The 11,480-nt window shown below is 65.9% G+C and carries 13 protein-coding genes; 3 read left to right on the forward strand and 10 right to left on the reverse strand.

Annotated elements, in window-relative coordinates; all coding sequences use genetic code 11:
- Positions 1-5 precede the first annotated feature (5 nt).
- Positions 6-323 carry a DUF2849 domain-containing protein gene (locus RT513_RS12085; protein WP_088216426.1) on the reverse strand — a complete coding sequence of 106 codons (318 nt, stop codon included), beginning with the start codon at positions 321-323 and terminating at the stop codon, positions 6-8.
- The gene (gene cysG, locus RT513_RS12090) at positions 320-1,708 is read right to left on the reverse strand and encodes a siroheme synthase CysG (RefSeq protein WP_088216441.1); all 1,389 of its coding nucleotides are present in this window, start codon (positions 1,706-1,708) and stop codon (positions 320-322) included. The genes RT513_RS12085 and cysG overlap by 4 nt, the downstream gene beginning before the upstream one ends.
- Positions 1,709-1,848: 140 nt before the next feature.
- Between cysG and RT513_RS12095 the strand changes: the two genes are divergently transcribed.
- Complete coding sequence (locus RT513_RS12095) at positions 1,849-2,331, forward strand: Lrp/AsnC family transcriptional regulator (RefSeq protein WP_088216427.1); 483 nt, start codon at positions 1,849-1,851, stop codon at positions 2,329-2,331.
- A gap of 27 nt (positions 2,332-2,358) precedes the next feature.
- Here the strand turns inward: RT513_RS12095 and RT513_RS12100 are convergent, their stop codons facing one another.
- The 4 genes from RT513_RS12100 to RT513_RS12115 form a co-directional block, all read right to left on the reverse strand.
- On the reverse strand, positions 2,359-3,747 hold the full coding sequence (locus RT513_RS12100) for a glutamine synthetase family protein (protein WP_290686102.1): 1,389 nt from the start codon (positions 3,745-3,747) through the stop codon (positions 2,359-2,361).
- Positions 3,744-5,117, reverse strand: a complete 1,374-nt coding sequence (locus RT513_RS12105; protein ID WP_290686099.1) for an aspartate aminotransferase family protein — start codon at positions 5,115-5,117, stop codon at positions 3,744-3,746. The genes RT513_RS12100 and RT513_RS12105 overlap by 4 nt, the downstream gene beginning before the upstream one ends.
- A 64-nt stretch (positions 5,118-5,181) precedes the next feature.
- Entirely contained in the window at positions 5,182-5,646 is a 465-nt protein-coding gene (locus RT513_RS12110) for a hypothetical protein (protein WP_290686096.1), read from the reverse strand.
- Between the two features lie 60 nt (positions 5,647-5,706).
- Positions 5,707-6,360 carry a ribonuclease T2 gene (locus tag RT513_RS12115; protein WP_290686093.1) on the reverse strand — a complete coding sequence of 218 codons (654 nt, stop codon included), beginning with the start codon at positions 6,358-6,360 and terminating at the stop codon, positions 5,707-5,709.
- 121 nt (positions 6,361-6,481) lie between these two features.
- On the opposite strand from RT513_RS12115, the gene RT513_RS12120 reads away from it, so the two are divergent.
- Entirely contained in the window at positions 6,482-7,237 is a 756-nt protein-coding gene (locus tag RT513_RS12120) for a DUF1013 domain-containing protein (protein ID WP_290686090.1), read from the forward strand.
- A 73-nt stretch (positions 7,238-7,310) separates the two neighbouring features.
- Positions 7,311-8,243, forward strand: coding sequence for a cation diffusion facilitator family transporter (locus RT513_RS12125; protein ID WP_290686087.1), 933 nt, complete (start codon positions 7,311-7,313; stop codon positions 8,241-8,243).
- A gap of 3 nt (positions 8,244-8,246) precedes the next feature.
- Here the strand turns inward: RT513_RS12125 and recR are convergent, their stop codons facing one another.
- From recR to RT513_RS12145, 4 genes are all read right to left on the reverse strand, one after another.
- The gene (recR, locus tag RT513_RS12130) at positions 8,247-8,843 is read right to left on the reverse strand and encodes a recombination mediator RecR (protein ID WP_179209240.1); all 597 of its coding nucleotides are present in this window, start codon (positions 8,841-8,843) and stop codon (positions 8,247-8,249) included.
- A 7-nt stretch (positions 8,844-8,850) separates the two neighbouring features.
- Entirely contained in the window at positions 8,851-9,195 is a 345-nt protein-coding gene (locus tag RT513_RS12135) for a YbaB/EbfC family nucleoid-associated protein (protein ID WP_088216433.1), read from the reverse strand.
- An 11-nt stretch (positions 9,196-9,206) separates the two neighbouring features.
- Entirely contained in the window at positions 9,207-10,982 is a 1,776-nt protein-coding gene (locus tag RT513_RS12140) for a DNA polymerase III subunit gamma/tau (RefSeq protein ID WP_290686081.1), read from the reverse strand.
- A 113-nt stretch (positions 10,983-11,095) separates the two neighbouring features.
- The gene (locus RT513_RS12145) at positions 11,096-11,317 is read right to left on the reverse strand and encodes a hypothetical protein (RefSeq protein ID WP_088216435.1); all 222 of its coding nucleotides are present in this window, start codon (positions 11,315-11,317) and stop codon (positions 11,096-11,098) included.
- Positions 11,318-11,480 lie beyond the last annotated feature (163 nt).

Consider the following 11,480-nt stretch of genomic DNA (forward strand, 5'->3'; position numbering starts at 1 on the left):
GGGATTCAGCCGACGCGATCGAGGTCGCGTTCGGCCTGTTTGCCGTGGGGATAGTTTGACGGGCCGGTCGCGCGGAACGCCTCCCGGAAGTGGACGGGTTCCGGTCCGGCGGATCCCGCCTTGGCATCGGCGAGATAGGCGCCGACGACAAGCCCGGATTGGGCTGCCGCATCCAGCAGGCGGATCGCGGCATGGGCCTCGTCCTCGATCAGTTCCGCCTCGCGCAGTTCGCGCGACCAGCGGTCATCGGGGGTGAGATAAACCACATCGCCCTCAAGGAGGGCGTTGGCGGTGACGACTTTCGGGGTGAAACGGCGGCTCATGGTCTGGCCTCCTTGTAATCTTCGAGAAGTTGGACTGCGCGTCGGGGCGACAGCCCGTAAAGAATGATCGCTGGGCCCGTCAGTTCCGTGACGGCCTTGGTAAAATCATTGAGACAACAGCCGATAATTCGTTCATCCGGGCGGGAAGCGTTCTCGATCAGCGTGACGGGCGTGGTCCCCGCCGCACCGTGCATCATGAGCCGGCCCTGAACGAATCGCGCAGACTTCCGGCCCATGTAGATCGCCGCCACCTCGCCCGGACGGGCGAGCGTGCGCCAGTCATGCTCGGCAAAGCCCTGCATGTCGTGGCCGGTGATGAACCGGACGGAGGAATTGCGCCCGCGGCGGGTCAGGCTCTGGCCGATGCTTGCCGCCGCGGCCACGGCGGAGGTGATGCCGGGGACGATGCGCCAGGAAATACCGGCCTCCTCCACCGCCTCCAGTTCCTCGTCAAGCCGCCCGAACAGGCCCGCATCGCCGGATTTGAGCCGCACCACATGCGCCCCCGACCCTGCATGGGCGAGGATGAGCGCGTTGATCCGCTGCTGGCTCATCGACGGGCCGAACCCCTCCTTGCCCGCGTCGATCAGCGTGGCCTCGCGCCGGGCGAGCTCAAGGATCTCCGGGGAGATGAGGCGGTCGTGGATGACCACATCCGCCGCATCCAGCGCGCGCCGCGCCTTCAGCGTCAGCAGTTCGGGGTCACCGGGGCCAGCGCCGACGAAATCCACATGGCCGGGCCGGGGAGCCGCGTCCAGGTGGCGGGCGAGCAGATCGTCCAGCGCCCGCTCCGCCCCGTCCTCGCCGTCCGCTTCATGTGCGCGGGGGCCGATGTCGAAGTAATACTCGCTCCAGAAATCGCGGCGGCGGCGGCCCATGGGCAGCGCCTCCGCCATGTTGCGAAAGGCTTTGCCGATCCGGGCCAGCGTGCCAAGGCGCACAGGCAGCCGCGCTTCCAGATCCGCCTTGATCGCCCGGGCAAGGACCGGGGCCGCCCCCTCCGTCCCGATGGCGACGGTGACCGGATCGCGGTCCACGATGGCGGGCGTGATGAAGGCGCTGCCATGGAGATCGTCAACGATATTGTGCAGAACACCTGCCGCGCGGGCGAGGGCTGCGGTCGCGGCGTCGCGCGCCGCATCCTCATCCGCGGCATAGACGAGCACCGCCCCCGACAGATCCTCGGACGTGAGCGCGCGATGATGGAGCGCGATGCGCCCTTCCGCCGCCCAGAGGAGGATTTCGTTCACCGGATCGTTGGAAAATACTTCGACCTGCGCCTCTGTCTTGAGCAGCAGCCGCAGCTTCGCGACGGCGGCATCGCCCCCTCCCGACAGGAGGATGCGGCGCCCCGTGGTATCGAGGAAGAGCGGAAAGTGCTTCATGACAGGAACCAAGTCTGGAATCGCAGCGCTAATGTAGGATATTTTCCGCCATGAATGCTATCCTGCCTTGCAGATAAGGATGTTTGTTCGGATAATCGGCCCCAACGGGGCATCCTTCCCGTTTTGAGGGAGATCAACGAATGGCAGTCCGGCTGGATGAGATCGATCGGAAAATCCTTGTCGAATTGCAGGAGGATGCCAGCCAGTCGTTGGATGAAATCGCCCGCAAGGTCAATTCCTCCAAGACGCCGGTCTGGAACCGGATCCGCAAGCTGCGCGAGGCCGGGGTGATCGGGCGGCAGACGGTGATTCTGGATCCGGAATCGCTGGGGCTGGAGGCCTGTTTCTTCGTGCTGATCCGCACCTCGGAGCATGAGGCCGATTGGCAGAAGAAGTTCCTCAAGGCACTCCGCGAACGCCCGGAAGTGCTGGAGGCGCATCGGCTTGCGGGCGATATCGACTATATCCTGAAGGTCCGCGTCGCCAATGCCCGCGCCTATGACAAGTTCTATCAGGCGCTGATCTCGGAAGTGCGGATCTACAATGTCACGGCGCTCCTTTCCATGGAGGAGATCAAGGCCACGACCATCCTGCCGATCCCGGAGGAGACGCCCGTCCAGTGACGCCCTCCGCAAAGGCCACGCGCGCCGTCAGACGGAGTGGAGATAAAGGTCGAAATCCACGTCCGGGATGGTCGCGGCGACACGGGCATATTCGGCCGCCTTTATGGCGGTGAAGGTGCGATGCATCTCCTCCCCCAGCGCCGCCTTAAGGAAGGCGGATTGTTCCGCCGCCTGAATTGCCTCCCGCCAGTCGCGCGGGATGGGGAGGGACGAGCTCTCCTCATAGCCGTTGCCGACGGTCTCCGGCCCGGGGTCCAACTGCTCCGCCAGCCCCTTGTGGATACCGGCCAGCACCGTCGCGCCCACCAGATAGGGGTTGGCGTCCACTCCCGCGGGGCGATGCTCGATGCGGCGGGCCGCAACCGGTCCAGCGGGGATACGCAGCGCCACGGAGCGGTTGTTCACCCCCCAGGTCGGCGACACCGGGGCATAGCTCTGGCTCGCGAAGCGGCGCCAGGAGTTGCCATGCGGGGCAAAGACCAGCATCGATTCGCCCATCGTCGTGCGAAGACCGCCGATTGCCCGGCGGATCGGGTCGTTCCAGACGCCCTCCTGCGCCTCGCTGAAGATGTTGCGCCCCCCGGCATCTGCCATCGACACATGGAAGTGCATCCCCGACCCGGCATAACGGGCAAAGGGCTTCGCCATGAAGCAGGCCGTCACGCCAAAGCGCCGCGCGGCAAGACGCACGATGCGCTTGAGCCGGATGAGGTCATCGGCCGCCCGCATGACATCGGGCCGGTAATGGAGCGTCAGCTCATACTGACCGGGCGCGTATTCGGAGATCACCGTCTCCGCCATGATCCCGGCTGCCGCAGCGCCAGCATAGATGGCGGAAAAGAGCGGCTCCATCCCGTGCAGGTGATCGACGGAATAGACCTCCGTCCTGTCCGACCGCCGCCCGTCCAGCACGGCGGCAGCGGGGCGGACGCGCCCCTCTGCGTCGCGGGCATTGTCGAGCAGGAAGAACTCCAGCTCGAACGCGCCTGCGGGAAACAGGCCCTCTGCCGCCAGCGCCGCCACCTGACGGGAAAGGGCGTGACGCGGATCGGAGGCCATCGGCGCCCCGTCGAGGGTGAACATGGAGATCAGCACTTCCGCCCGAGCGGGCGATGTGGCCGCGATGGGCACCAGGCTCCCCGGCACCGGCCAGGCGCGCAGGTCGCCATCCCCCTGATCCCAGATGAGTCCGGTTTCGTGGACATCCTCGCCGCAGATATCCAGCCCGAGAATGGAGATCGGCAGATGCCGCCCGTTGCGGTAGAGCGACAGGAGTTCATGCCGGCGGATGATCTTGCCGCGGCCCACACCGTTCGCATCCGTCAGAACGAGGTCGATCGCCTCGATCTCCGGGTGGCGGGCCAGAAAGTCCTCAGCTTCGGAAGCGTCGGAGCCGGAGGGGGAAAGCGATGTCATCGGAACAGCTCCGCGCATATCTCGTCAAACGCGTGGATCAGCCGGTCGATCTGCTTCTTCCGGGTGACGGGAGAGACGAGCATCATGTTGTGGAAGGGCGCGATCAGCAGCCCGCGGTTGACAAGGGACAGGTGAACGGCCGCCTCAACCAGCGGCTGATAGGCTTCCTCGGCCTCGGTGCCGTTGCGGAGAGGGCCGGGGGCGCAGACGAACTCCACCCGTGCGCCGCAGCGGGCGACATGCCAGGGCACATTCCGCTCCCCGATGACTGTGCGCAGCCCCTTTTCCAGCCGCTTCGCGCCGCTTTCCATCCGCCGATAGGCGTCTTTCGTCATGACTTCGGAGAGCGTGGCCCGAAGTGCTGCGAACTGGAGCGGATTGCCGGAGAGGGTGGTGCCCATGCCGGTATGGCCCGCCGCGCGCTGTGCCTCCTGCGCCGAAAGACGGGAGGCGATGTCCTCCGTCATGCCCCAGACCGCCGCCGCGACGCCGCCCGCCACCGCCTTCCCGCAGGTGAGGATGTCGGGCCGCAGGCCGTGGCGGCGCGTGTAGCCGCCGAGACCTGAGCTGATCGTATGCGTCTCGTCGAGGATGAGGAGCGTTCCCGTCGCCCGTGTGAGCCGCCGGAGCGCCTCATGAAAACCGGGCTCGGGCAGCACCATGCAGGCATTTGTCATCACCGGCTCCGCGATGACCGCCGCAATGTCCATCTCGCAAAGCGCGGCTTCGAGCGCGGCGGGATCGTTGAACTCCACTGCGACCGTCTCCGAAGCCGGGTCCCCGGCCATGCCGACAAGGCCGGAGCGGGGCACCGTGCGCCCGTTGCACAGCCGCACCATCGTCTCATCCACGGTGCCGTGATAGGCGCCGTTGAAGACGACGATCTTTCGCCGCTCCGTGACCGCCCGCGCGACCTTCAGCGCGAAGCGGTTGGCGTCCGTCGCCGTCGTCGCCACCTGCCAGCGGAACTCTCCGAAGCGGGAGGAGAGCAACTCCCCGACTGCCAGCGCGTCGATATTCGGCAGCATGTAGGTCAGGCCCTGCCGCGCCTGCTGGCGAATCGCCTGTGCCACCGGCTTGGGTGAATGGCCGAAGAGCGAGGCAGTATCTCCAAGGCAGAAGTCTTCGAAATCGTGCCCGTCGATATCGGTGAGCGTCGCGCCTTCCGCCCGTTTCACCATGATGGGGAAGGGCAGGGGCCAGTCCCGCATCCAGTGCATCGGCACGCCGTCCAGCCAGGCGGCCGCGCCATGGTCAAGCGCCATGCGGCTCCGGGGGCGCGCCTTCGTATAGGTTGCCGTTTCCCGCGCAAGCAGTTTGCGGAGGCGATTCGTCGGGACACCGCCCGAAAGGGAAGTCGGCGACGACATGGGCGCCTCGCTCTTGGGGTCCGTCGGGTTCTCACTCAAGGTGGGCGCGGGCGCAAGAGGGCCGTTACTCCACCAGCGGGACGAGCGCGAGCAGGCGCTTGCCCTCCTCCGCGCTCAGAAGGGTGCGGAACAGCCGCTCGATCCGGTCGCGATAGGTCAGCAGCGCGGCAGAGGACAGCGCTGCCGGATCGCCTCGGAGTTGTTCGGCGGAAGCCTGTTGCCACAGGATCAGCAACTCGTGCGCGGCAACGGCGCTGGTGGCATTGGCGACACGGCTTTCCTGGCGGAGAAGCTGAACCCGGAGCCGCGTCTCCACTTCGGCATAGCGGGGCCGGAGGCGTTCGACCGCGGCCGCACGCTCCGACGGCGGCAGGATGAGCAGCTCCTGATAGATGCCTATGGTCAGCGTTGCGAGGTCGGCGGCCCGGTCCACCGTGCCGGCATCGTAGAGCGCGAGTTGCGGTGCGCAGCCTGCCAGAGCCAGCGAGAGGGCGATGACCAGCGGTCGGACGAGGGGAGGGAGGCGCATCTGGAAGCCGCGTCTGGATGGGTGTCCACCTTACCGTGCCGCATTGCAGCGAAGAAGCCCCTAAGGCGCTTCGAGTATCGCGTTTTTCAAGGTGCAGTCGCGGATCGCATCCGGGCCGCAGCGGCGGGGTTCCAGGTCTTTCGTCAGGCAGACGCGCACCTCGGCGATATGGCCTGCGGAACAGGTGACGGTGAGCATGTCGCGCGTCATTCCGGGGTTAGCCTCGATGAACGCATCCTCGACCACGGAGGCGGGAAGGCGCACATCCTGTTGCAGGCGGGAGAAGATCTCCGGCAGCGCGATGCTGCGGTAGGCCCTGCGCTGGGCGGCAAGATAGTCGCGCGCGCTCAGCCCCGCGCAGCGCCCATGCTTCTTCCACTGATACCAGGCAAGTCCCTGCGAGCCCATGATATCCGTCATCGCTCCCGTCTCCACCCGCGAGGGATCGCGCGTGGAGGTGCGGCAGAATTCGGGCCAGCCTCCCTTGTCATACTGCGGCCAAAGGCCATGAAGGAGGAAGCCGTGGCGATGCCGGGGGTCGCACTGCCCGCCCGTTTCTCCCTCGCGCGAACACCAGCCGGGGGACCATGTGAGCGCCATGACATAGTAGTCGAATTCCCCTGCCGGACGCCCGCCGCGCGCCTGCGCCAACGCGCCGTCCGCCGTTGCGCAGAGGCTCAGGAAGGCGGTCAGAACCGCTGTGGTCACGCGCATTGCCTCTTTTCTCCTTCGGCCTTCCCGCCTATATATCACCGGACTTCCCGAAAACGTGGAGATCGCGGCCAAGGCCGCAGCCGTTTTCCCGGCGCGGGAGAGATATGTTAGGAGAGACCCGATGAACAAGCCCCTGATGGCCAAGGCGACCGCGGTCTGGCTCATCGAAAACACCACCCTGTCCTTCAAGCAGATCGCGGATTTCTGCGGACTGCACGAGCTTGAGGTGCAGGGCATCGCCGATGGAGACGTGGCCACCGGCGTCAAGGGTTTCGATCCGATCGCCAACAACCAGCTCGACGCCGTGGAGATCGAGAAGGGTGAGAAGAACCCGATCTACCGGCTCAGGCTGAAGTTCAACCCCGCCGCCGTGGGCGAGGAAAAACGCCGCGGGCCGCGCTACACACCCCTTTCCAAACGTCAGGATCGTCCCGCCGCGATTCTCTGGCTCGTCAAGTTCCACCCGGAACTCACGGATGGCCAGATCGCGAAGCTGGTGGGCACGACGAAGCCGACGATCCAGTCGATCCGCGACCGTTCGCACTGGAACATCTCCAACATCACGCCGGTCGATCCGGTGGCGCTGGGCCTTGCCCGCCAGTCCGAGCTGGATGCGGCCGTGCAGCAGGCCGCCCGCAAGAAGACGGCGGATGGTGTCGTGATGACCGACGACGAACGTCGCAAGCTCGTCTCCACCGAGCAGTCGCTGGGCATGTCGCCCGATGCACGGTTGCCGTCCTCCATCGCGGGTCTGGAGAACTTCTCCCTCTCCGAGGAGGAGAAGAAACCGGCCGATTTCTCCAATGCGGACAGCTTCTTCAACCTGCCCAACAATGACGACGACGATGAGGACGAGGACGACGATCACCGTCGCTGAGACCGTTGCCGTGGCTGGACTTCGCGAAAGCCACGGCTAATTTCCCCCCAACGGCGGCTGGCCGATGGGGAAAATGGACAGATTGACCGAACAGGGCGCGCTGCGCCTCTCCATTGGCGCGACCGTCGTGGTCGCGTTTTTCGGCATTCTGTTCGGGTTGCTGTCGGGCGCCTTCTCCATTGCCTTCGACGGGTTTTATTCGCTTGCCGATGCCACGATGACGGCGCTCGCGCTCATCGTGTCGGAACTGATCTTCAGGTCCGCCCGTGCGAATGCGCTCTCCGGCAAGCTGCGCGACAGGTTCACGATGGGCTTCTGGCATCTGGAACCCATCGTGCTGGGGCTGAACGGCCTTCTGCTCATGGTCGTGGCGATCTATGCGCTGATCAATGCGGTCATGACCATTCTGGACGGCGGCAACGTCCTCAAATTCGATCTGGCCATCCTCTATGCCGTGGTGACGCTGGCGGTCTGCATGGCGATGGCGTGGCTGGGGCATCGGGTGAACCTGCGGCTCAAATCCGAATTCCTGAAGCTCGATGTACGCGCGTGGATCATGTCGGGGTGTATCACCGGCGCGTTGCTGGTCGCCTTCGTGCTGGGTTGGGCGGTGCAAGGCACACGCCTGGAATGGCTGTCGCCCTATGTCGATCCGGCGGTGCTGGCGCTGGTCTGCCTTGTCATCATTCCGCTGCCGCTCGGCACCGTGCGGCAGGCGCTTTCGGATGTGCTGCTCATCACGCCGCCCGATCTGAAGGTGCATGTGGACAGCGTGGCCGAGGAGATGGTCGCGAAATACGGCTTCAAGGGCTACCGCGCCTATGCTGCCCGGGTCGGGCGGGGCACTCAGGTGGAGCTCTACTTCATCCTGCGGACAGGCCTGCCACCCGAGCCTCTGGAGCATTGGGATCGTCTGCGGGACGAAATCGGGGATGCCATCGGGGGGGAGGGGCCGGACCGCTGGCTGACCATTGCCTTCACCACCGATCCCGGCTGGGCGGAGTGAGGGTCAGAAGGACCGCCGCGCCCGCATCGCCGCGCTGATCGTGCCATCGTCCAGATAGTCGAGTTCCCCCCCCACCGGCACGCCCTGCGCGAGAGAGGTAATGGCCGCCCCGGAGCCTTCCAGCGCCTCGGCGATGTAATGCGCGGTGGTCTGACCGTCCACCGTGGCGGGGAGCGCGAGGATCACCTCCCGCGCCTCCTTCGCCCGAGAGACCAGCGCCGGGATGCGCAGGTCCTCCGGCCCGACGGCGTCGAGCACGGACAGGGTGCCGCCCAGCACGTGATAGCGCCCGCGGAACGCTCCCGCCCGCTCCATCGCCCACAGGTCCGCCACGTCCTCCACCACGCAGATCTCGCCCGTCTCCCGGCGGGGATCGGCGCAGATCGCGCAGAGATCGCCAGTGCCGATATTGCCGCAGACCACGCAATCGCGCGCATTCACGGCAACCTGCTGGAGCGCTTCCCCCAACGGGGCCATCAGCGCAGCCCGGCGGCGGAGCAGGTGCAACACGGCCCGGCGCGCCGACCGGGGGCCAAGCCCCGGCAGACGCGACATGAGCGCGATCAGCGCCTCGATCTCCTCGCTGGCGGCGTCTTTCAAGATGACCTCAGAAGGGCAGCTTCATCCCGGCGGGAAAGCCGAAGGATTCGGTGAGGCTCGCCATTTCCGCCTGCGATTTCTCGGCGGCCTTGGTCTGCGCGTCCTTGATCGCGGCGAGGATCAGATCCTCCACCACTTCCTTTTCTTCCGGGTTGAAGATGGAGGGGTCGATGTCCAGCCCCGTCAACTCGCCCTTGGCGGTCGCGGTGGCTTTCACCAGACCGGCACCGGATTCGCCCGTCACCGTCGTGGTGCGAAGCTCCTCCTGAAGCGCCTCCATCCTCTCCTGAATGTCCTTGGCCGATTTCATGAGCTTCGCCATGTCGCCCATCTGGCCCAGTCCCTTGAACATCCGTTATCCTCTCATTCGTCCTCGAAGGGGTCCCATTCATCCGGCACTTCGGGAAGCGCCGCCTCCGCCGCTTCGGCCATCGCCGTCTCGGCTGTTCTGACTTCCGCCACGCGGGCGCCGGGGAAAGCCTCCAGCACCGCCTGCACCAGCGGATTGTTCCGTGCCTCCAGCCGCAGGACTTCCTGCTCCGCGTCGCGCTCTTCCGCAATCGTGCGGCCACCGCCGTCCGAAACGACGGAGACGCCCCAGCGCACGCCGGTCCAGCCCTGCAAGCGCCCTGAAAGCCGTGCGGCAAGATCCGGCGGTGCCTCGGGTGTCGGCTGGAACTCGATCCGGCCGGGCGCGTAATGGACAAGGCGGAGCGTCGTCTCCACCTCGATCAGCAGTTTCACATCCCGGTTCGCGCGAATGAGTTCGACGACCTGCGGAAAGCTGGCGTAGCGGGCAAGCGACGTTTCCGGTGCGGAGGACAGCGCCATCGCAACGCCCCCGCCGGAGGGCGTGGAGACCGTCCGGGCGCTGGCCTGCGCGGTCTGCGGAAGCGGACGTTCGGATCCTGCCCGGCTGCCACGCCCGTTTCCCGGCCCGTTTCCCGGCGCGCCGGGGCCGGGGGGAGGCAGCGATTGCAGCCTGCGCACCAGATCCTCGGGGGAGGGAAGGTCGGCCACATGTGTCAAGCGGATCACCGTCATTTCGGCGGCCATCATTGCGTTCGGCGCGAGGGAGACCTCCTCCAGCGCCTTTAGCAGCATCTGCCACATCCGGGTCAACACCCGCATGGAAAGCCGCTCCGCCAGATCCAGCCCGCGCGCGCGCTCGTCCGGCGGAACGGTCGGATCCTCCGCCGCCTCCGGGGTGATGCGAACGATTGAGAGCCAGTGCGTGATCTCCGCCAGATCGCGCAGCACCGCCATCGGATCGGCGCCCGCCGCGTATTGCGCGGAAAGTTCCGCCAACGCCCCGGCCGCATCTCCCCGCATGATGAGGTCGAAGAGGTCGAGCACCCGGCCTCGATCGGCGAGGCCGAGCATCGCCCGCACCTCTTCCAGCGTGGTTTCGCCCGCGCCATGCGCAATGGCCTGATCGAGCAGAGACATCGCATCCCGCGCCGATCCTTCGGACGCCCTCGCAATCAGCGCCAGGGCATCGGCGGCGACAAGGGCGCGCTCGCGCTCCGCCACGCCGGCGAGATAGGGGATCATCACCTCAGGCTCGATCCGGCGAAGGTCGAATCGCTGGCAGCGGGACAGCACGGTTACCGGAACCTTGCGGATTTCCGTGGTGGCGAAGATGAACTTCACATGCGGCGGCGGTTCCTCCAGCGTCTTGAGCAGCGCGTTGAACGCGCTGGTCGAGAGCATGTGGACCTCATCGATGATGTAGATCTTGTAGCGCGCCGACGCCGCCCGGTAATGGACGGAATCGATGATCTCCCGTATGTCGCCGACCCCCGTGCGGGAGGCAGCGTCCATCTCCATCACATCGACATGGCGCCCCTCCGTAATGGCGCGGCAGGCGTCGCAGACGCCACACGGCTCCGTCGTCGGGCCCCCAGTCCCGTCTGGGCCGGTGCAGTTCAGCCCCTTCGCAATGATCCGGGCGGTGGTCGTCTTGCCCACCCCCCGGACGCCGGTCATGATGAAGGCATGGGCGATCCTGTCCGCCGCGAAGGCATTCTTCAGCGTGCGGACCATCGCCTCCTGCCCGATCAGATCGGCGAAGGTCTGCGGTCGGTACTTGCGGGCAAGGACCTGATAGGTCGCCGGGGCGCTGTCGCTGGCAGGCATATGAAGTGTCCGTCGGAGAGTTCCGCTGAACCTATAGTCTCCCGCCGCCTGTCACAAGACCGCGGCAGGACCAACCAACTCAGCTACCGCCCAGAGCGGCGACATCCCAGCCGTTACATCTTCACGAGACGCCGGACCTGCGAGGCGATAGTGCGCAGCACTTCGGCCTCATCGGCACGCGAATCGCTGGCAAGATCCTCCAGATCGTCCACCAGGCACAGCCTGTTGTATTCACCCCTCACATTCGCGAGGAGCACGGCCACAGCGGTACGGATGGCAACTTCGCCCGTATCCTGCGGCACGGAGGAGAGGTGGGAAGCGGGAACAGCACTCATGACACTCAAACCTTAAAAAAAACATTCACTGCCGGAAAATGATCTAGCCTTGTCTGCAAAAAGAAAAGTGGAAGGTACAAAGCAATTCTTTCGCAGGGTGGCTTTTCGGTATCTAAAGCAACCCTGCGACCGGGGCATCTTCCCTGCCCGTTCATGTCAGATA

This window comes from Haematobacter sp., assembly GCF_032102465.1.
Lineage (GTDB): Bacteria > Pseudomonadota > Alphaproteobacteria > Rhodobacterales > Rhodobacteraceae > Haematobacter.